This is a genomic window from Sphaerisporangium sp. NPDC049003, from assembly GCF_043197795.1.
Classification (GTDB): domain Bacteria; phylum Actinomycetota; class Actinomycetes; order Streptosporangiales; family Streptosporangiaceae; genus Sphaerisporangium.
This window is the reverse complement of sequence record NZ_JBICTU010000004.1, coordinates 240,975-260,458: the sequence shown is the minus strand read 5'-3', so window position 1 is coordinate 260,458 and position 19,484 is coordinate 240,975. Positions and strand designations below refer to the sequence as shown.

Below are 19,484 nucleotides of genomic sequence, written 5' to 3'. Positions count from 1 at the left end.
CCGCGCCCGGAAAGTGGCCGCTACGCGACCGGGGAAGCCCCGGTACAGGCGGGTCGATCCGGCCCGCCAAGTACCAATATTTCGGCTTTAGAGTATTTTATCACTAATGCCGTTTATTTACGGATTCGCGCGTCGGTCGCGTGCGGCGGGGCCGCTCCTCGTCGCGCCGCCCGATCTCGGGAATGTACGCCAGGACCAGGGCGAAGTCCCGCGCGGGATCGGTGTACCAGCGGCCCAGCGTGAACCCGCTGCGCATCAGCTCGCCCTCCAGGCGGTACCGGTAGAACTTGGCGCTGATCTCGGTGCGCATCTCCTCGCCGGCCTTGAAGGACACGGTCAGGTCCAGCTCGCGGAAGCGCACGCGCATCGGGCGGCTGGCGCGCAGCCGCATCTCGACCCGGTGCAGCTTCCCGTCGTAGAGGGCGACGTGGTCGAAGGCCTGGGGCATGAAGTCCGCGCCCAGTTCGCGGTTCATGACGGTCAGGACGTTGCGGTTGAACGCGGCCGTCACCCCGGCGGCGTCGTCGTACGCCGCCACCAGCCGTCCGGTGTCCTTCACCAGGTCGACCCCGAGCAGGAGGCTGTCGCCCGGGGACAGGGTGGCCCGCAGTTCGGCGAGGAAGGACTCCCTCGCCTCGTGGTCGAGGTTGCCGACGGTCCCGCCGAGGAACGCGACCAGCCGCCTTCCGACGCGGGGCAGCCGCGCGAGGTGCCGCTCGAAGTCGGCGCAGACCGCCCAGATGGCCAGGCCGGGGTAGGCGTCGGCGACCCGGTGGGCCGCCGCGTCCAGCGTGATCGCGTCCACGTCGACCGGCGAGTACGTCTTGAGCGTCCCTGCCGCGCTGAGCGCCGAAAGGAGGATGACGGTCTTCTCGCTGGTGCCCGAGCCGAGCTCGACCAGCGTCTCCGCGCCCGCGAGCCGGGCGATCTCGGCGGCGTTCTCCCGCAGGATGGCGAGCTCGCGCCGCGTGGGGTAGTACTCGGGCAGCCTGGTGATCTGCGAGAACAGCTCGCTTCCCGTGGCGTCGTAGAACCACTTGGGCGGCAGCCATTTGGGCGCCGAGGTCAGCCCGGTACGGACGTCCTCGGCCAGGGCCCTGCGCAGGTGGTCGGGGCCGAGGTGGTTGACCGTGTACAGGAACGGCAGCGGAATCTGTGTGACGGACACGCGGGCCTCCTGGTGTGACGGTGGATCGGTGGCTCCTACAGGGTCGGAAGGTCGGTCGTCCGAGGGGGGTCACAGGGGGAGGATCCGCACGCCGCCCGAGGTGGCGAGGACGAGATGGCGGTCCGGTACGGCCTCCCAGCCCGGCCGGCCGTCCAGCGGCTCGCTCGCGAGCAGCACGCCCTCGCCGCGCGGGACCTCGCGGTGCAGGAACAGGGTCTCGTTCCAGGCGGTGGCGGCCACGGCGTCGCCGCCCGTGACGATCAGGTTGAGCCGGGCGCCGGGGTCGTCCGCGCCGGCGCGGGTCACCACGTCGGCGACCGCGTCGCCCAGCGGGATCCCCGTGCCGAGCCGGGTGAACACCGCCGCCGCCAGCCAGGCCGAGTCGCAGGTGCTCTCGGGTTCGCGGCCGTCGGCGAGCGGCCTGACCGCCTTGCGCGCCACCCTCCCGTTGTGGCTGAGCAGCCACCTGCCCTCGGCGAAGGGCGCGGTGGCGGACTCCTCTATCGGCATCCCCGGGCTCGCGGAGCGCACGGCCGCCAGCAGGCACCCCGAGCGGGCCGAGGCCGCGAGACCGGGCAGGTTCGCGTCCGTCCAGATCGGGACGCTGCGGCGGTAGCGCACCGGTTCCCGGCGCCGAGCGTCGTACCAGCCCATGCCGAAGCCGTCGGCGTTGACGGCGCCGCACCGCTGCAGGCGGGGCGCGTAGGACTGCCTGAGCAGGCCGTGCCCGGGTTCCTGGATCAGCGACGCGATCGGGTGGGGCGCGCCCAGCCATGCCGCGTGGCGGCACACCTTAGGACTCCTCCGCGGACGCCGTACGGGCGCAGCGGAACCCGGCGAAGATCTGCCGCCGGGCCGGATGGTCCCAGTTGCGGAACGTGGTGCGGACGGCCGTCGGGTGCGTGGCCCATGATCCGCCGCGCAGCACCCGGTAGGTCTCGCCGAAGAACACCTCGCTGTACTCGCGGTAGGGGAAGCTGCGGAAGCCCGGGTAGGGCAGGAACCACGAGCCGGTCCACTCCCACACGTCGCCGATCATCTGCTCGGCTCCGTACGCGCTCGCCCCGGCCGGGAAGGCTCCCACCGGGGCGGGCCGGGAAGCCCGGTGCCCGAGGTTGGCGTGCTCGGGCACCGGGTCCGCGTCTCCCCACGGGTAGCCGCGCGCCCGGCCGGTCGCCGGGTCCCATCCGCAGGCCTTCTCCCATTCGGCCTCGCTGGGCAGCCTCCTGCCCGCCCAGCGGGCGTAGGCGTCCGCCTCGTACCAGCTGACGTGCTGCACGGGCTCCTCCGGGGGCACCGGCTCGGTCCGCCCGAAGCGCGTACGCCACCACGCGCCGCCGTCGCGGGCCCAGAACAGCGGGGCGGACACGGCCTTGCCCGCGCGCCAGCGCCGGCCCGCCGGGCTCCACCAGCGCGGGTCCTCGTACCCGCCGTCCTCGACGAACGCGGCGTACGCGCCGTTGGTCACCGGGAAGCGGTCGATCCAGTAGGCGGGCAGGTCGACCCGGTGCGCCGGTCGCTCGTTGTCGTAGGCCCAGGGCCGCGTGCCGGTCCCCGCGGTGAACGGGCCGGCCGGTACGAGCACCTCGCCGCCCCCGGTCCGTCCCGGGGGCAGCTCACCGTCCCGCACCAGGCCCGGCTCTCCCGACAGCTGAAGGGTCGCGAGCATCGTCTCGTCGTGCTGGTGCTCGTGCTGCAGGACGAGGCCGAACACGAAGCCGTCCGACCGGAGCGGCTCGGGATCGCGCAGGTCGACGGCGTCGAGTACGTCGAGCACGCGTCCGCGCACGCCCGCGATGTACGCGCGAGCCTCGGCGGGGGCGAGCAGCGGCAGGTCTGGGCGGTGCGCGCGCGGGTGCGCGAAGGCGTCGTAGATCGTGTCGATCTCCGGCCGCAGCGGGGCGGCGCCGCCGACCTCGCGCAGCACCCACAGCTCCTCGTAGTTGCCGACGTGGGCGAGATCCCACACCAGCGGTGACATCAGCGTGGAGTGCTGGCGGACCAGCACCTCGTCGTCGGCGTCGGTGTAGGCGAGCGACCGGGTGCGCCCCCGCTCCAGCTCGGCGGCGATCCGCTCCTTGAGGCCGGTCATGCCGGGACCTCCTCACCGAGCCAGGCGATGCCGTGCGGGCCGGGCTCGCGCACGCGCGTCAGCAGGTCGAGGGCGGGGGAGCGGCCGGTGGTCACGTGGCGGTCGGCGAAGGCGTCCACGTCCGCGACCAGGGCGGGGCCCGCGCCGAGGCGAGGCAGCGCCTCGATGGCGGCGCGGAAGCAGTCCTCGGCCGCCCGGCGCAGCCGCGCGTCGCCGAGACCCACCTGGGCCGCCTGCCACCAGCGGTCGGCGAAGGCCTCGGCCGAGGCGAGCGCGGTGTCGGCGGCGCGGTCGTCCAGCAGGAGCGCGGAGGTCACGGCCACGCAGGCGGGCCACGAGCCCGGGTGCAGCGCGTCGAGGTAGCGGATCTCCAGCCAGCCCCTCGGCCGTACCGGCGGGAACACGGTGGTCGCGTGGTAGGCCAGGTCGCGCGCGGTGGGCTTGCGGCCGACCAGGCCGGGGGAGCTCATCCAGTCGCCGAAGGTGGCCCGGCTCGGCGGGGTGTGGTGGCGCGTGTACCTCTCGCCGACCAGCATGAGGCGGGCGTCCATCAGGTACCTCGCCCACGCCGCGGCAGGGTCGCCGTCCCACACGAGCGGGCGGGTGCGTGTGGGGTCGAGGTGCAGCCATACGGCCTGACGTCCCGACATCCACCCGCACGGCCGGGAGGCGACCATCGGGGAGTTGGCGAACGCGGCGTTGAGGACGGGGCCGAGGCGGTTGGCGCGCTCCCACCGGGTCGCCGGGCTAGCACCGAGATCCACGTTGACCTGGATGGACGCGGTCAGGCACATCATCATCGGCCCGTACGGCACGCCGAGCAGCTCGGCCATCGCGTCGTAGCGCGGCTCCCGGAGCTGGCGCAGGGGCGGCCGTACCGGGTCCAGGCCCATCCCGGCGAGCACCAGGCCCTCCTCATGCAGGGCAGCGCGCACGGCCTGCACGTCGGCGGCGGCGCCGGCGACGGCTCCCGGCAGGCCTCCCGGCGGGCCGGACAGCTCAAGCTGGCCTCCGGGTTCGAACGTGACGGCGCTGCCGCCGGGCAGCAGGGGAAGGACCCCGGCGATCCGCTCGACCGCGACCTGCCGCGAGGGATCGGAGCGGTCGAAGACGAGGAACTCCAGCTCGATGCCGATATCGTCGCCAGGTGTGCCCTGAAAGCACCGTTGCGCGAACCCTTCCACGTCCGCCAGGTCGCGGACTCGCGCGTCGCTGTACTCCGTACCGATCATGGACGCTCCTACGCTGAGGTGTGTACGGTCGGCAGAGCTCTGGGGACCTCCCGTTCGCGGGGATCGGGTCGCAAGGGCGGCAGAGGGCCGTGAGGGCCGCGAAGGGCATGGAGAGCCGGGCATGAGGTGGGGTGCGGTGGACGCCCCGGCGGCGGGCGTGGCGGGAAAGGATTCCACCCGGCGAGGGGCCGCCTCGCGGGTGCGTGATCGCCGGCCGGAGATGCGGCGTGGGCGAGATCGAACGGCCAGTGGGATGGGCTGAGCCCCCTGCGGACCTCCGAGTTCCGATCACTGCGGCGTTTGACTAAGCATCTCGTACCCGTCGTTACGCCACATGAAGCCCAAAGGGGACGTTCGCCTCAAACAATACGATCTACCCACATAACAGGATGCGCAGGGCCGGTGTGGCGGGGCGCCCGCCCGATGAGGTGCCCGGGACCGGCGCCACCCGGGGGCGGAACGCGAAAGCTCCGCCGGGAACCGTGAAGGTTCCCGGCGGAGCGGGCCGGGCGGGTCAGTCCTCGGAGAGCAGGCGGTCGCGCGTGGCGCGGGCGATTCCCGGGTTGTCGGAGAACACGCCGTCCACCTTGAGGGTGTACAGCCGCTCCAGGTAGCGCATCACGTCTCCGGTGGCACGCGGGTAGACCGGGCTGTCCGGGTTGCCGAGCCGGTAGTCCACCGGAAGCTGGGAGTTCTCCGGCCGGACCGTCCAGGTGTGGACCAGAAGGCCCGCCCGGTGCGCGTCCCGTACCAGGGGCGTGGGCGCCTGCGTGCGGCCGTCGGGGCCGGTGGGCAGGATGCGCGTGGTCGCCACGCCGACGCCGTCGGCGTACCGGGCGATCTCCCGCAGGCCCTGCGGGGTGACGAGGTCGGTGTAGGTGCGCGGGTCGCCGGCCGCCACCAGGTCGTAGGGCGCGCCGCTCGCGTTGATGAGCTGGATGATCCGCAGGCGGGTGGCCGAGCGCAGCTCCTTGAGGTTCTTGGTCTCGAAGGACTGGATGAAGACGGGGGAACGCACGCTGTCCCAGCCGTGGCGCTTGAGGGCCGCGAGGAGCGGCTCCTCCAGCGACAGCCCGATCGAGTCGAAGTAGGTCGGATGCTTGGTCTCGGGGTAGACGCCCACGCCGTACTTCTGCGCGAGGTCGATGACCTCGTCGAAGGTCGGGATCTGGGCCAGCCCGTCGAACGCGGTGTTGTCGGGCCGCAGGTCGGGGACGCGCTCCTTGGCCCGCAGCGTGCGCAGCTCCGCCAGCGTGAAGTCCTCGGTGAACCATCCGGTGATCGCGACGCCGTCGATGGTCTTGGTCGTCCTGCGGTCGGCGAACTCGGGGTGGTTCGCGACGTCGGTCGTCCCCGAGATCTCGTTCTCGTGCCGGGCGACGAGGACGTGGTCCTTGGTCGACACCAGGTCAGGCTCGATGTAGTTGGCTCCGAGCTGGGCCGCCGCCTCGTAGGACAGGAGCGTGTGCTCGGGACGGATGGCACTGGCGCCGCGGTGCCCGATGATGACCGGCCCCCGGTCGTCGTGACCGCCCCTGGTCGTCGCGCTCGCGGGCTGGAGGGCGGCGAGCATCACCCCTCCCACGAGGACCGCCAGCGTACCGGCCAGCGTCTTGTTCCACATCAAAACACACCCCACTCTCAGGTCTCGCGGGGCACGCTAGTCTCACGAGCTGTACCCGGAGTGGCGGCGCAGTTAACGATCAAAGGTGCGCGTATGGCACATCTCCGGCACCTCCGGCCACCGGCATCTCCGGCCGCCGGCGCGTCACGGGGAGGAGGCGCCGGCGCCGTCGAGGTCGGGCGCGGCCCTGCCGGCCAGCCACTCGCGCGCCTGGGCGAGGTGGCGGTCCGTCAGGCCGGTCATGGGGTCCACCTCGACCAGCAGGAACTCGTCGACGCCCGGATGGTCCTTGAGGTACTGCCAGTCGGGGGTGCCGAGGCTGTCGTCGAACCAGACGAACGGGCGGCGGGCGACGTACTCCGCGACGTGCCGGGTCTTGAAGTGCTCGCCCGCGCGGCTGCCGGGGTCGCTGTTGACCGTGATGACCGGAAGGCGCGGCAGGCCGAGGCGCGGCGCGATCACGTCGTTGGCGTGCTGTTCCCAGGTGGTGGCCCACGCCAGCTCGGCCCCGGCGTCGCGGGCGAGCGCGGTGAGCAGGCGTCCGTGCCGGCGGTTCAGCAGGATCCTGTACGTCTGGCCGTCGAGGACGCACTCATGACGCCTCAGCCACGGCGAGTGCCTCCGGGCCGGGTTGAGGACCCCGTCCACGTCCAGCAGTACAAGGGGACGCTTGGTCACGTGCCTCTCCTCGGTCGTCGGTGCTGGATGCCATGATGCCGCCACCATGGCCCAGTCTTCCAACTCCGCGACGGGAGCGCCCGCGCCCCCCGGTCACGCGGGCGGGGCCGCACGCTCCGTTTCCGCCCGGTCCCAGGCCTCGGCGAGCAGCTCGTAGGAGCGCACGCGGTCGGCGTGGTCGTGGGCGATCGTGGTGACCAGCAGCTCGTCGGCCCCGGTCGCGTCCCTCAGCACGCGCAGCTTCTCCACCACGGTCGCAGGCGCGCCGACGAACTGCGTGTCCACCCGATCGGCCACCAGCAGCCGGTCCTCCTCACTCCATGAGTGGGCGGCGGCCTCGCGCGGCGAGGGGAAGGCGATGGCCCCCTCACCGGCGCGGATGCTGCGCACCCACAGCCCGTACGGCGAGGCCAGCTCGCGCGCGGTGGCGTCGTCGGCGGCGACGACCGCGTCCGCCGAGACGACGACGTACGGCGCTGCCAGGCTCGCCGACGGCTTGAACGCGGCGCGGTAGGCGTCCACCGCCTCCAGCACGCTCGACGGGCTGACGTGGTAGTTCGCGGCGAAGGGCAGGCCGCGCTCGGCCGCCACCTGGGCGCTCTGGCCGCCGCTGCTGCCAAGGATCCAGACCTCGACGTCCGCGCCCTCCCCTGGCACGGCGTGCGCGTCGAGTCCCTCGGAGGACAGGTACGTGCCGGACAGCAGGGCCAGGATGTCGTCCACCTGGTCGGCGAAATCGGGGGACTGTGCCCCCGGCTGCTGCAGCAGCGACGCCCACAGCGCGAAACGCGGCGAGGTGAGCAGGTGCGCGAAGGAGAACGGCGGCGGGATGAGCAGGCCGTGCGTGTCGCGGGCGGGCCGTGGCTCCTCGTGGCGGGGCTCGGCTCCGGCGCCGTCCTTCAGCTCCTTGAGGGCCTCGGCCCGCCGCTGCCCCGACCGGCCGAGGCCGAGGTCGATGCGGCCCGGGTACAGGGCGTCGATCGTGCCGAACTGCTCGACCACGGCCGCGGCGGTCTGGTGGCCCAGCTGCACGGCTCCCGAGCCGACCCGGATCCGGCTCGTCGCCGCCGCCACCAGCGCGATCAGCACGGCCGGGGCCGAGCTGGCGACCCCGGGGGTGAAGTGGTGCTCGGCCAGCCAGTACCGGTGGTAGCCGAACTCCTCGGCGCGCCGGGCGAGGTCGATCGTGTTCCGCAGGGCGTCCCGGGCGGTGCCGCCGGAGACGATGGGGGCGAGGTCGAGGATGGACAGCGGGGTCCGATGGGATGACATGTCTGCCTTTCGGTGCTGGACCGGATGTTGGGGGGCCTGGAGGCGGCGGTGGGGTGAGGGGGCTCAGGCGGTGACCGGCAGGGGGAAGGGCCTGCTCGGGATGTCCCTGCGCAGCACGGGCGCGATCTCGCTCTGGAAGAGCTCCAGCGTGGCCCGGTGCTGCTTGTCGGTCAGGCCGTCGGCGTCGGCGCTCAGGTGCATGACCTCGTGGCCGAAGCTCTCGTGGTAGCGGTGGACCTTCTCGATGATCTGCTGCGGGCTGCCCACCAGGATGGAGCTGCGCTCGATGGCGTCCTCCAGCGTGGGGAACACCGGCTCCAGGCCTAGCCTGCGGAACATGGCCAGCCGCGCGTCGAAGATCGGCCGATAGGTCTCGACCGCCTCCTGGGAGGTCCTGGCGCCGTAGTAGCCCGCGGTGCCCGCGCCGACCAGCGCTTCGGCCGGATCGTGCCCGTAGAACTCCCAGCGCTCCCGGTAGTAGCGGATCAGCTCGGCGTAGGGCTCGATCGGGTTGGTGACGTTGGCGGAGAACAGCGGGTCGCCGTACTGGGCCGCGAGGTCCACCGACTCCCTGCTGGTGGCGCTGCCGTGCCACACGCGGACCGGCCGCTGGAGCGGGCGCGGCCAGGTCTCGGCCTCGCGCAGCTCGGGGCGGAAGCGGCCGGACCAGGTGACCTTGTCCTCGCGCCAGAGGCGGCGGAACAGCTCGTAGGACTCGCGGTTGCGGTCCCACTGGTCCTCACTGGTCACGTGGAACAGCTGTGCCTGCGCGGCGCCGTTTCCCTTGCCGATGATGAGCTCCAGCCGGCCCCCCGACAGGTGGTCGAGGGTGGAGTAGTCCTCGAAGGCCCGCACGGGGTCGAGCAGGCTCAGAGTGGTGACGGCGGTGAACAGCCGGACCTCGGAGGTTCTGGCGGCGATGTGGCTGAGCACGACCGGCGGAGAGGAGGAGATGAAGGGACGCTCGTGGCGCTCTCCGACCCCGTAGCCGTCGAAGCCCAGCTCCTCGGCCAGGACGGCGTTGTCGACCACCTCGCGCAGCCGTGCCGTGGTCGGCTTCAGCTCACCGGTGATGGGGTTGGGCCCGTGGACGATCAGTGTGATGGCGAGGAACTTCATGCGGGTTCCGTTTCGGCGGCCGGCTCGGCCGGCCGCGGGATCGTGTCCTCGTTGGAGGGCTTCAGGAGCCGATGACCTTCTCGAAGCAGTGCGAGTAGGGCAGCGGCTCGTAGGGCGGGAAGATGGGGATCGGGGTGTAGCCCTCACGCTCGTACAGCCGTACGGCGTCGGGCTGGCGGTCGCCGGTCTGCAGGATGACCCGGGCCGCGCCGAGCCCGCGCGCCGCGGCCTCGGCCGCCGACAGCAGAGCCGTCGAGACCCCTGTGCCGCGATGGCCGGGCGCGACGTACATCCGCTTGAGCTCCAGGTCGGCCCCGGCCCGGCGCAGCAGCAGGTGACCCACGGGCACGCCTTCCGCGCTGTAGGCGACGCCGGTGTAGGCGACGGTCGCGGAGTCCACGTCCATGCCGCGCGGCAGATGGCCGGGGTCGGCGAGGCGGTCGGCGTAGCGCGCCCGCAACTCCTGGCCCATCGCCTCGCGCAGCGCCACCGCCGCCGGGTCGTCGTAGGCGACGCCCCTGACCGTGGTCGTCGGGGCGGCGGTGGTGAGCGCGGCGGTCGTGATCTTCACCCGCGCGGCGGTGTCCCCGGCGCCGGTCTGCGGATGGGCGGTGCTCGGCAGCGGGCGCGCGGACGTCATCGTCGCCTCCAGGTCGGTTCGCGGGGCTCGGCGGGGGTTCGGCGGGCTCAGACGGCGGTTGTGGCGTAGCGGTTGGCCGGAAGGGGCAGCCCGAGCAGGCCGCGCAGCGTCGGCGCCTCGTACGCGCGGCGGAAGACGTCCCGGCCCTGGAGCACGGGCACCAGGCCCCGGGTGATCGCCCTCAGGTCGGAGGGCAGAACGCCGGGACGCAGCCGGTAGCCCTGGATGCCCGCCTCCCGCCAGTCGAGGAGCAGGTCCGCGAGGCGCTCGGGGGTGCCGGTGAACACCGCCGCGTCCGAGACGTGCTCGGCCCCGTCGAGCTCGTCGAGCCGGGACCTGCGGTCCGCCGCCGTCCGTGCGTCGGCGTCGAGGTGGACCAGCAGGTCGGCGAAGACGAGCAACGGCTCGCCCGGCCGGCCCACGGCCGCCTCCGCCTCGCGGACCTCCGCGACGATCGCGCGCGCCTGCTCCTTGTCGTGGGGGGTGACGTAGACGACGTCGGCGCCGCGCGCGGCCAAGCGGTACGCCGGGCTCGCGTGCGCGAGGGCGGTGACGAGCGGCTGGCCCTGCGGCGGCCGAGGGGTGATCGCCGGGCCCTTGACGCCGAACCACCGGCCCTGGAAGTCGACGTAGTGCAGCTTGTCGCGGTCGACGAAGCGGCCGGTGGCGACGTCGCGGATCACGGCGTCGTCCTCCCAGCTGTCCCACAGGCGGCGCACGACCTCGACCGCGTCCGCGGCCTCCTCCAGCAGGTCGCTCACGTGCCCGGCCGGCTCGGGGGCCTCGTGGTCGGCCGGCCGCAGCACCGGGAACTCCCGGCGGCCGAAGTGCCCGGCCTCGGTGTGACGGCCGGAGACCTGCGCGCGCCACCCGGCGCGCCCGCCGCTGACGTGGTCCAGGGTGGCGATGCCGGTCGCGACGTGGAAGGGCTCGGTGTGGGTGGTCGTGGCCGTGGGCACCAGCCCGACGCGGCCGGTCACCGGCGCGATCCTGGCCGCGAGGAGCACGGCGTCGAGCCGTCCGCGCACCTGGTCGGTACGGTCGTCGGGGCCCTCGTACGAGGACGACTGCGGGCCGAGGGAGTCCTCGATCGTCACGAAGTCGAGCAGGCCGCTCTCGGCCTCGGTGGCGAGATCGGTCCAGTAGCGGGCGGAGAAGAGCTCTCGCGGGCGGGCGGACGGGTCGCGCCACGCCGCGGGGTGCCAGCCGGCACCGTCGAGGGCCGCGCTGATGTGGAGGGGAGTGGGCGGCATTCGGGGCCTCTTCCTCTTGCTGTGACGGCGGGGCTTCGGCGAACCGCGATGCCACCGCTCGCACCCCCCACATCCAGCCGATCACCGCCGGCCGGGGCCGGCGTTCGCTTGCGGGACGCTTCCGCCCCGCCTGGTCGTCACCTGGAGCACCCTGCGGACGCGGGGTTGCCGACCAGCAAGCCAGGGCTTTTCGCTGGTCTCGTGACCTCAATCGACGATAGCCCCGCGCAGTAAAGTATGCAATTCCTACCTGATTACTTCCAAAACTGCGATCGCTTGGGCGGTGACGGCGCCCGCGCTCCCCGGGCCGCGCTACATGGATGGGGGATGTGCCGCGCCGGGGGCCGGGTCATGGTCGAACGGAGACGCGAGACCGCGGGGTCCCGTCCACTTGGCCGCGTCCGGGCCCCTCACGCGGAAGGGGAGGGCGGCGGCCGGGTGGCACCGAGGTCGTGACAGGGCCGCCCGCGGACGGGCGGTGCGGACGGCGGCCTCGCCCGCATCCCACTTCAGGAGGACGACCATGAAGGCACTCGTTTACCACGGACCTCGCGACGTCAGCGTGGACGAGGTACCGGATCCTCGGATCGAGGAGCCGCGCGACGCCATCATCAAGATCATCACGACGAACATCTGCGGGTCGGACCTACACATGTACGAGGGCCGCACCGACATGGAGCCGGGCAGGGTCCTCGGCCACGAGAACTTCGGCGAGGTCATCGAGGTCGGCGGCGCCGTGGAGCGCGTCAGCGTCGGCGACCTGGTCTCGATTCCGTTCAACGTCGCGTGCGGTGGGTGCAAGAACTGCAACGCCGGGTTCACCAACTACTGCATCAGGGCCAATCCCGACTATCCCCGACTCTGCGGCGGGGCGTACGGCTTCGCCGACATGGGCCCCTGGGAGGGCGGCCAGGCGGAGTTCCTCCGGGTTCCCTGGGCGGACTTCAACTGCTGCCGGATTCCCGAGGACGGTCTCGACAAGCAGAACGACTACGTGATGTGCTCGGACGTCTTCCCCACCGGATACCACGCCACCGAGATGGCCGGGCTGCGCCCGGGCGAGTCGGTCGTCATCATGGGGGCCGGCCCCGTCGGGCTCATGGCCGCGCTCTCGGCCGTGGTGAAGAGCGCCAGCAAGATCATGGTGGTGGACCGCCATCCCGACCGCCTGGCCCTGGCGGAGAAGATCGGCGCCATCGCGATCGACGACTCCAAGGGCGACCCGGTCGAGCGGGTGCTGGAGCTCACCAACGGAGAGGGGGCCGACCGGGGATGCGAGTGCGTGGGCTACCAGGCGCACGACCCTCAGGGCCACGAGCACCCCGACGACACCCTCAACAAGCTGGTGGAGTCGGTGCGGTACACCGGCGGCATCGGCGTCGTGGGCGTGTTCGTCCCGGAGGACCCGGGAGGCGTCGACGATCTCGCCAGGCACGGACGGGTACCGCTGGAGTACGGCTGGCACTGGTACAAGGGCCAGACGATCGGCAGTGGCCAGTGCCCGGTCAAGCGCTACGACCGACACCTGCGCAACCTCATCCACACCGGCAGGGTCGAGCCGTCGTTCATCCTCTCGCAGGAGCTGCCGCTCCGCGAGGCGCCGGACGCCTACGCGCACTTCGACAAGCGTGAGCCCGGCTGGACCAAGGTGACGCTGAAGCCCGGCCTCGGATAACCGGCCCGCGGGCGCCGTGCCGCCCCCGTCGCCGGCCCTGTGGCCTCGGTATCGGCCGCTCAGCGCTCCCGGGCTCGCAGCGGGGCGCCCGCTTGGTGCATGTGGCGCAGGGCCTGGGCGTACGAGCTGTACAGGCTGCTTTCGAGATAGGGGATGCCCAGCTCCGCGCAGTAGGCCCGGACGATCGGCTGGGCCCTGCGCAGGTTGGGCATCGGCATGCTCGGGAACAGGTGGTGCTCGATCTGGTAGTTGAGCCCGCCGAGGGCGATGTCCACCATGCGCCCGCCCCGCACGTCGCGGGAGGTGAGCACCTGGCGGCGCAGGAAGTCCGGGCGCTCGTCACCGGTCATCATCGGCATGCCCTTGTGGTTGGGCGCGAACGTGCAGCCCAGGTAGACGCCGAAGATCGCCTGGTGCACGGCGACGAACAGCAGCCCCTTGCCGGGCGGCAGGACCGCGAAGACCGCCGCGAGGTAGGCCGCGAAGTGGACGACGAGCAGTGTCCCCTCGACCCCCCGGTGCTTGAGCGACGGCCGCCCGAGGGCCCGGAAGCCGGCCACGTGGAGGTGCAGGCCCTCCAGGGTCAGCAGAGGGAAGAACAGGAACGCCTGCCAGCGGCCGATGTACCTGGCCACGCCGCGGCTGACGGCGGCCTGCCGCTGCGACCAGACCAGGACGTTGGGGGAGACGTCGGGGTCGTGGTCCTCGTGGTTGGGGTTGGCGTGGTGCCTGGTGTGCTTGTCCATCCACCAGCCGTAGCTCATGCCGACGCCGAGGTTGCCCGCCACCCATCCCGCGATCTCGCTGGTACGCCGGGAACGGAAGACCTGCCGGTGCGCGAGGTCGTGGGCGACGAGCGCCACCTGGGCGAAGACCAGCGCGAGGAACGCCCCCACCAGGAGCTGGTACCAGGAGTCGCCCACCATGAAGAACGCCACCCAGCCGGCCACGAACAGGCCCGCGACGACGCCGAGCCGCAACGCGTAGTAGGCGGGGCGCCGGTCGAGCAGTCCGGCCTCGGTGATCCGGCGGGACAGCCGGGCGAAGTCGCTGCCGCGCGCCTCCCGATCCGGGGCTTCGATCGTGGATGAGCTGGTCACAGGTCTCCTCACGTGGTGGCGGATCGATGACCGCGTCAACCCTGGGGATGCGCCGCGTTGCGTTTTTCGAGATGGGTTGGGGCGGCCCCGTCCAAGACTGTCGGGATCGCCGGGTTCGGCGATATCCAGGCACCACGCCGGTACGCGGTAGTGCTAGCCCCACCATGACGAGGCCCCGGCGCCGGGTCGGGTGGTTGACAGGGAAACCTATTTTTCCTACCTTTTAACTAGGTATTGAGCCGACGCAAGGGCCCGGTCGGCCGGCGACCCTCGCTCCGCGCGGGGTGCCCCGGAGAACACCTGGCGGCGTGGCAGGCACGTCGCAGGCGCGGCCCCCGCGCGGGGGTCCGGATCGAAGCAGGAGGATCCTCCGATGAGCAGGCCGCGCAAGCAGGTTCACCTGGCGGCGCACTTTCCCGGCGTCAACAACACCACGGTCTGGGCCGATCCCCGGTCCGGGAGCCAGATCGACTTCTCCTCGTTCCGCCACCTCGCCGCGACGGCCGAGCGGGGGAAGTTCGACTTCTTCTTCCTGGCGGAGGGACTGCGGCTGCGCGAGCTCAAGGGCCGCATCCATGACCTGGACGTCGTCGGCCGCCCGGAGTCCCTCACCGTCCTTTCCGCGCTCGCCGCCGTCACGACGCGGCTCGGCCTGGCCGGCACGGTCAACGCCACGTTCAACGAGCCGTACGAGCTGGCGCGGCGCCTTGCCACGCTCGACCACCTGAGCGAGGGCCGCGCCGCCTGGAACGTCGTCACCACGTCCGACGCCTTCACCGGGGAGAACTTCCGGCGTGGCGGCTTCCTCGACCGGGCCGACCGCTACAACCGGGCGGCCGAGTTCCTCCAGCTCGCCCGCGAGCTGTGGGACTCCTGGCGGCAGGAAGCCGTCGTCGCCGACCCCGGGACGGGGGTGTTCGTACGGCCGGACGGGATCGCCCCGGTGCGGCATCGAGGCCCCCAGTTCGACGTCTCCGGCGTGTTCAACGTTCCGCGCGGCCCGCAGGGGCACCCGGTGATCATCCAGGCGGGCGACTCCGACGAGGGCCGCGAGTTCGCCGCGTCCACCGCGGACGTCATCTTCAGCAGGCACGGCACCCTCCACGAGGGCCAGGCCTTCTACAGGGACGTCAAGGGCCGGATGGCCAGGTACGGCCGCACGGAGGACAGGCTGAAGATCCTTCCCGCCACGACGTTCGCGCTGGGCGACACCGAGGAGGACGCGGCGGAGAACGCCGCCGAGATCCGGCGGCGCCAGGTGGGCCCGCAGACGGCGATCGCCTTCCTGGAGCAGGTCTGGGGGAGGGACATGTCCGCCTACGACCCCGAGGGCCCGCTGCCGGACCTCGACCCCGACCTGTCGGGCGGGGTGTCGGCGGGACGGGTGCCGATCGGGGACCGGGCGGAGGTGGCCGCCAAGTGGCGTGCCCTCGCCGACGAGAAGAAGCTCAGCATCCGCGAGCTGGTCATCGAGGTGACGGGCCGCCAGAACTTCGTCGGCACGCCGGCCTCCGTGGCCGCCCGCATCGACGAGTTCGTCCAGTCGGACGCCGCCGACGGCTTCATCCTGGTGCCGCACCTGACCCCGGGGGGCCTGGACGACTTCGTCGACCACGTCGTGCCGATCCTGCAGGAGCGCGGCGTGTTCCGCGCCGACTACACCGGCACGACGCTCCGCGACCACCTCGGAATCCCCCAGCCCGGCGGGTGACCGCCGGGCACGCCCGCCGCGCGGCCTCACAGGGATGCCTGAGCGCGCGGCGGACGACGGCGGTGCCGGTCGCGGGACCGTGCCCGCTCCGGACGGCGGTGCCGGTCGCGGGACCGTGCCGGCTCCGGACGGCGGTGCCGGGTCGCGGGACCGTGTCGGCTCCGGACGGCGGTGCCGGGTCGCGGGACCGTGTCGGCTCCGGACGGCGGTGCCGGGTCGCGGGACCGTGTCAGCTCCGGACGGCGGTCTGGAGCTCTTCGAGGAGCCCTATCTCCTCGTCGATGTCGGTCGCGGCCATGCTGGCGAGGAGCACGTGGTCGACGCCGCCGCCTTCGAGCCGCTTGAGGTCCTCGGCGATCTGGCGCGGGGCCCCGCCGAGGAACGGGCGGTCGCCGCCCAGCGGCTCGCGGGTGATCGGCACGTTCGCCCGCGCGATCACGGTGAGGGAGGAGGCGTCGCGTCCGGCCTGGCGTGCCGCCTCCCGGAAGTCGCCCGCGAGCCGCCGCACCGCCTCGTCGGAGACGGCGATCGGGTTCAGCCCGTCCGCGATCCGCCCGGCTCGCCGGATCCCCGCGGGCGTCATGGCGCCCAGCAGGATGGGGATCGTGGCCTGCACCGGCTTCGGATTCACCTCCGAGGAGGCGATCCGGTAGAACCGGCCCTGGTACTCCACCGGGTCGGGACCCCAGCACGCCCGCATCGCGGCGACCACCTCGTCCATGCCCGCGCCCATCCGGCGCATCGGCACGTTGGCCGTCTCGAACTCCTGGGGCATCCATCCCTGCCCCAGGCCCGCGATCACGCGCCCGCCGCTGAACTGGTCCAGGGTGGCGAACCGGCGCGCCAGCACGACCGGCGGGTGGAACAGCGCGTCGATGACGCTGGTCCCGAGCTTGATCCGCTCGGTGAGCGCGGCGACGTAGCTGAGCGTCTCAAGCGGCTCGTACGTCAGCCGATAGACCTCCGGGATCCGCTGCGGCGGACCCCCGCCGGGCTGGGGAAGCTCCGCGAACGGGCGCAGGAGCCGCTCGTAGGTCCACAGCGAGTCGTAGCCCAGCCTCTCGGCCTCTTGGGCATAACGGGCGATGTTCGCGGGTGACGCGAGTGCCCTGGACGTGGGAAGCGCAACGCCGAGTTCCATGCACGATCCTCAGGTAGTGGGAACGGACCGATCGCCGACATTCCTGGTCGCTTTCACAGGGTAGCCTCCTCGATCTTGAGACAAGCCGCCTCCTCGGCCCCTGGCCGGTCTCCCGGTCGATCGGCTCCCGCGCTTAGCTCCAGCCTTCCAAGGGGCCGTGAGTATTCCTGAAACAGATGGAAAAGGATGCGCCCATCGCGGCCGCCCCGCCCTCGTGAGTGCGGTCACGCCCCATACGGCCCCGCACGGTTCGCATATCCTCTGGGGCACATCACATATCGCCCGGCGAGTGGCATGGGCGGGTCTCCGTGGAGCAGGATGACCTGATCCGTCCTGGCCCGATGCGCCGTTCGCCACACTCCGGTACTCGGGACGGCCCGAGCCCCGGCACTCCACCAGACCCGCTACCGCGAGGAGACCCCGTTGAGCACCGCACCGAGGACCGACAACCTCGATCTCGCCACGACCGCCCGGGAGATCGCGGACAGCGCGCCCGCGGGCTCCCTGAGCCACGCCGCCGCCACGTCGGTGGCCATCACCTGCGCCACCACCCGGGACATCTCCGAGGCGCGGGCCGCGCTCGACGGCGTCACCCCCGCCGACGTCCGCGAGGCCGCGCTCGATCTGTTCGTCCGCCTCGCCGCCGGGGCCGAATAGGCGCCGTGCGGGGCCGCCGGCCTGAGCGCGGGGCTCACGGCCGGGTCAGCGTCCGGACGAAGCCGCCGGTGAACCCGGCCGCGTCGACCGCGGTGATCACCCGGGTGCCGGGCGCCCTCTCGTACGGGAAGGGCGGGCCCAGGTCCTCGGCGGCCCGCGCCGCCCCCACGCCGGTGGCCGTCACCCGCGTCGGCCGGGCCCGCCACAGGGACCCCTCGCGGACGACCTCGACCGGCCCGAGCGTGGCGGCCGTCGCGAGGCCGGGGTCGAGCAGGATGCCCGCCGCCAGCGGGTCGTGCAGCGGGACGACCCTCCGGCCCCGCTCCTTCTCGTAGAAGTCCAGATAGGGGCCGAGGATCTCGGCGGCGAACCGCGCGATCGGGGTACCGGCCGCGCGCAGTGCCCTGATGTCCGGTTCCTCCAGGATCGTCGTCGCGGTGACGTTCACCCCCACCATGACCAGTTCGTTTCGCGGGGCGCTGACCACCATCCGGGCCGCCACGGGGTCGCGGGCGACGTTGACGTCAGCCATCAGCGCGTCGCCGGGGGCGGCGTACGGCCCGGAGCCGCCCATCAGCACGACCGAACGATACTTTGTAAAGAGCGCCGGGTCGGCGCGCAACGCCAGGCCGAGGTTGGTCAGCGGCCCGAGTGCCAGCAGGTCGAGCTCGCCCGGCCGCTCGTCCGCCAGCCGTACAAGCAGCTCGGAGGCCGTCTCCCCGGTCACCGACGGCATCGGGCGGTCGTAGCCGAGATCGCCGAGGCCGTCCCGGCCGTGGGCCTCGCGGGTGACGCGCACGGTGGCGGACAGCGGCTCGGCCGCGCCGCGCGCGATCGGCGCCGACATCCCGAGCAGCCGGGTGACGTACCCGATGTTGCGGACCGCGTCCCGCTCAAGGCAGTTGCCGAACACCGAGGTCACGGCCACGATCTCCGCGTCCGGGCGCCCGGCCAGGTAGAGCAGCGCGAGGGCGTCGTCGATGCCGGTGTCGGTGTCGACGACGACGCGGTGGGCCGCGCTCATGGCGCGGGCGGTGCCTCTCCGGCGAAGCCGTCGTCCCCGCCCGAGACGGTGGCGAAGTGGTCGGACACGCGGGCGGGCACGAACGCGCCGCGCTCGGTGACGATCCGGGTCACCAGGTGGGGCGGCGTGGCGTCGAAGGCCGGGTAGTAGCCCCGCGTGCCCTCGGCTGCGGTGCGCCTGCCGAGCACGTGCAGGACCTCCTCGCCGTCGCGGTGCTCGATCTCGACGTCCCCGATGCCGGGCGAGAGCGGGTCGGGAGCGTGGGAGAGCGCGTAGAACGGCACGCCGAACGCCTGCGCGGCGAGCGCCACCGCGAGCGTGCCCACCTTGTTCACCACGTGGCCGTCCATGGTCACACGGTCGGAGGCGACCAGCGCCACGTCGGCCAGCCCGTTCGCCAGCGCGGACGGCACCATGCCGTCGGTGATCAGGGTGGGGCGGTAGCCCATCTCGACCAGCGTGGCGGCGGTGAGCCTCGCCCCCTGGAGGTAGGGCCGGGTCTCGGTGCAGACGAATTCGAGCCGCTTGCCCATCTCCTCGGCGGCCTGGACGGCGCCGATCAGGTAGGCGTCGCCCCAGCAGTGGGTGAGCACGCGGGCGCCGTCCTCCAGCAACTCCGCGGCGTGCCGGCCGAGGGAGCGGATCCCGGCGCGGTAGCCCTCGTCGTGGGCGGTCGCCGCCTTCTCCACGGCGGCGACCAGCTCCTCCCCGGACGCTCCGGCGAGCGGGCCGTCCACGGTGTCCGCCAGGATCGCGAGCACGGCGTCGCGGATGTGGTTGTTGGTGGGCCGGGTGGCGATCAGCCTGCGCCCGGCGGCGCGCAGCCGGTCGGCGGCGGCCCCGGGGGCGGCGTCCCGCGCCTCCCGGGCGGCGAGGATCATGCCGGCGGTCGTGGCGAAGTGCGGCCCCGTGCTCTGCGTGACCATCCGCTCGATGGCGACCGCGACGTCCTCCATGGTGGCGCAGTGCACCCATCGGCGTTCGAACGGGTAGACGCGGCGGTCGAGGATGTCCACCCCGTCGGGGGTCGTCCGCACCGAGTCCGCCAGTGCCGGTACGTTCCTGATGTCACTCACCGGGCCATCCCTTCCGCGCGGA

17 protein-coding genes and 2 riboswitches are annotated in these 19,484 nt (G+C 72.6%); of the genes, 3 read left to right on the top strand and 14 right to left on the bottom strand.

What is annotated here, in order from left to right:
* Positions 1-103: 103 nt before the first annotated feature.
* The 10 genes from egtD to ACGFIV_RS06170 form a co-directional block, all read right to left on the bottom strand.
* Positions 104-1,168, bottom strand: a complete 1,065-nt coding sequence (gene egtD / locus ACGFIV_RS06215) for an L-histidine N(alpha)-methyltransferase (protein WP_392832500.1) — start codon at positions 1,166-1,168, stop codon at positions 104-106.
* A 69-nt stretch (positions 1,169-1,237) separates the two neighbouring features.
* Positions 1,238-1,960, bottom strand: a complete 723-nt coding sequence (gene egtC / locus ACGFIV_RS06210; RefSeq protein WP_358559145.1) for an ergothioneine biosynthesis protein EgtC — start codon at positions 1,958-1,960, stop codon at positions 1,238-1,240.
* A gap of 1 nt (position 1,961) precedes the next feature.
* A complete protein-coding gene (gene egtB / locus ACGFIV_RS06205) occupies positions 1,962-3,260 on the bottom strand; it encodes an ergothioneine biosynthesis protein EgtB (protein WP_392832497.1) in 1,299 nt (432 codons plus the stop codon).
* Positions 3,257-4,492 carry an ergothioneine biosynthesis glutamate--cysteine ligase EgtA gene (egtA, locus tag ACGFIV_RS06200; RefSeq protein ID WP_392832494.1) on the bottom strand — a complete coding sequence of 412 codons (1,236 nt, stop codon included), beginning with the start codon at positions 4,490-4,492 and terminating at the stop codon, positions 3,257-3,259. The genes egtB and egtA overlap by 4 nt, the downstream gene beginning before the upstream one ends.
* A gap of 514 nt (positions 4,493-5,006) precedes the next feature.
* A complete protein-coding gene (locus ACGFIV_RS06195) occupies positions 5,007-6,116 on the bottom strand; it encodes a glycerophosphodiester phosphodiesterase (protein ID WP_392832491.1) in 1,110 nt (369 codons plus the stop codon).
* Between the two features lie 144 nt (positions 6,117-6,260).
* A complete protein-coding gene (locus ACGFIV_RS06190) occupies positions 6,261-6,794 on the bottom strand; it encodes an HAD domain-containing protein (protein WP_392832488.1) in 534 nt (177 codons plus the stop codon).
* A 93-nt stretch (positions 6,795-6,887) separates the two neighbouring features.
* Positions 6,888-8,066, bottom strand: a complete 1,179-nt coding sequence (locus ACGFIV_RS06185; RefSeq protein ID WP_392832485.1) for an MsnO8 family LLM class oxidoreductase — start codon at positions 8,064-8,066, stop codon at positions 6,888-6,890.
* A 63-nt stretch (positions 8,067-8,129) separates the two neighbouring features.
* Complete coding sequence (locus ACGFIV_RS06180) at positions 8,130-9,185, bottom strand: LLM class flavin-dependent oxidoreductase (protein ID WP_392832483.1); 1,056 nt, start codon at positions 9,183-9,185, stop codon at positions 8,130-8,132.
* Positions 9,186-9,246: 61 nt separating this feature from the next.
* Positions 9,247-9,825 carry a GNAT family N-acetyltransferase gene (locus ACGFIV_RS06175; protein WP_392832480.1) on the bottom strand — a complete coding sequence of 193 codons (579 nt, stop codon included), beginning with the start codon at positions 9,823-9,825 and terminating at the stop codon, positions 9,247-9,249.
* A gap of 47 nt (positions 9,826-9,872) precedes the next feature.
* A complete protein-coding gene (locus tag ACGFIV_RS06170; RefSeq protein WP_392832477.1) occupies positions 9,873-11,078 on the bottom strand; it encodes an LLM class flavin-dependent oxidoreductase in 1,206 nt (401 codons plus the stop codon).
* 99 nt (positions 11,079-11,177) lie between these two features.
* A riboswitch (SAM riboswitch) is annotated at positions 11,178-11,285 on the bottom strand.
* Between the two features lie 316 nt (positions 11,286-11,601).
* Here ACGFIV_RS06170 and ACGFIV_RS06165 point away from each other — a divergent pair.
* Entirely contained in the window at positions 11,602-12,753 is a 1,152-nt protein-coding gene (locus ACGFIV_RS06165; RefSeq protein WP_392832474.1) for a glutathione-independent formaldehyde dehydrogenase, read from the top strand.
* 59 nt (positions 12,754-12,812) lie between these two features.
* On the opposite strand, the gene ACGFIV_RS06160 is transcribed toward ACGFIV_RS06165, so the two are convergent.
* On the bottom strand, positions 12,813-13,853 hold the full coding sequence (locus ACGFIV_RS06160) for a fatty acid desaturase family protein (protein WP_392832471.1): 1,041 nt from the start codon (positions 13,851-13,853) through the stop codon (positions 12,813-12,815).
* A gap of 230 nt (positions 13,854-14,083) precedes the next feature.
* Positions 14,084-14,188: riboswitch (SAM riboswitch) on the top strand.
* A 38-nt stretch (positions 14,189-14,226) separates the two neighbouring features.
* Here ACGFIV_RS06160 and ACGFIV_RS06155 point away from each other — a divergent pair.
* Complete coding sequence (locus ACGFIV_RS06155) at positions 14,227-15,564, top strand: NtaA/DmoA family FMN-dependent monooxygenase (RefSeq protein ID WP_392832469.1); 1,338 nt, start codon at positions 14,227-14,229, stop codon at positions 15,562-15,564.
* Between the two features lie 229 nt (positions 15,565-15,793).
* Here ACGFIV_RS06155 and ACGFIV_RS06150 read toward each other — a convergent pair whose 3' ends face one another.
* Positions 15,794-16,705, bottom strand: coding sequence for a TIGR03619 family F420-dependent LLM class oxidoreductase (locus tag ACGFIV_RS06150; protein WP_392832466.1), 912 nt, complete (start codon positions 16,703-16,705; stop codon positions 15,794-15,796).
* A 423-nt stretch (positions 16,706-17,128) separates the two neighbouring features.
* Here ACGFIV_RS06150 and ACGFIV_RS06145 point away from each other — a divergent pair, with 423 nt between their 5' ends.
* Positions 17,129-17,362, top strand: a complete 234-nt coding sequence (locus tag ACGFIV_RS06145) for a hypothetical protein (RefSeq protein WP_358560308.1) — start codon at positions 17,129-17,131, stop codon at positions 17,360-17,362.
* A 34-nt stretch (positions 17,363-17,396) separates the two neighbouring features.
* Here the strand turns inward: ACGFIV_RS06145 and ACGFIV_RS06140 are convergent, their stop codons facing one another.
* Positions 17,397-18,386, bottom strand: coding sequence for a nucleoside hydrolase (locus tag ACGFIV_RS06140; protein WP_358560306.1), 990 nt, complete (start codon positions 18,384-18,386; stop codon positions 17,397-17,399).
* Entirely contained in the window at positions 18,383-19,462 is a 1,080-nt protein-coding gene (locus ACGFIV_RS06135) for a hypothetical protein (RefSeq protein ID WP_358560304.1), read from the bottom strand. Before ACGFIV_RS06135 ends, ACGFIV_RS06140 begins: the two co-directional genes overlap by 4 nt.
* Between the last annotated feature and the right edge of the window lie 22 nt (positions 19,463-19,484).

Excerpts from the sequence above, each read along its gene's own strand:
- egtB (WP_392832497.1), bottom strand. The coding sequence starts at position 3,260 with ATGACCGGCCTCAAGGAGCGGATCGCCGCCGAGCTGGAGCGGGGGCGC.
- egtA (WP_392832494.1), bottom strand. The coding sequence starts at position 4,492 with ATGATCGGTACGGAGTACAGCGACGCGCGAGTCCGCGACCTGGCGGAC.
- ACGFIV_RS06195 (WP_392832491.1), bottom strand. The coding sequence starts at position 6,116 with ATGTGGAACAAGACGCTGGCCGGTACGCTGGCGGTCCTCGTGGGAGGG.
- ACGFIV_RS06185 (WP_392832485.1), bottom strand. The coding sequence starts at position 8,066 with ATGTCATCCCATCGGACCCCGCTGTCCATCCTCGACCTCGCCCCCATC.
- ACGFIV_RS06180 (WP_392832483.1), bottom strand. The coding sequence starts at position 9,185 with ATGAAGTTCCTCGCCATCACACTGATCGTCCACGGGCCCAACCCCATC.
- ACGFIV_RS06175 (WP_392832480.1), bottom strand. The coding sequence starts at position 9,825 with ATGACGTCCGCGCGCCCGCTGCCGAGCACCGCCCATCCGCAGACCGGC.
- ACGFIV_RS06170 (WP_392832477.1), bottom strand. The coding sequence starts at position 11,078 with ATGCCGCCCACTCCCCTCCACATCAGCGCGGCCCTCGACGGTGCCGGC.
- ACGFIV_RS06165 (WP_392832474.1), top strand. The coding sequence starts at position 11,602 with ATGAAGGCACTCGTTTACCACGGACCTCGCGACGTCAGCGTGGACGAG.
- ACGFIV_RS06155 (WP_392832469.1), top strand. The coding sequence starts at position 14,227 with ATGAGCAGGCCGCGCAAGCAGGTTCACCTGGCGGCGCACTTTCCCGGC.
- ACGFIV_RS06150 (WP_392832466.1), bottom strand. The coding sequence starts at position 16,705 with ATGGAACTCGGCGTTGCGCTTCCCACGTCCAGGGCACTCGCGTCACCC.
- ACGFIV_RS06140 (WP_358560306.1), bottom strand. The coding sequence starts at position 18,386 with ATGAGCGCGGCCCACCGCGTCGTCGTCGACACCGACACCGGCATCGAC.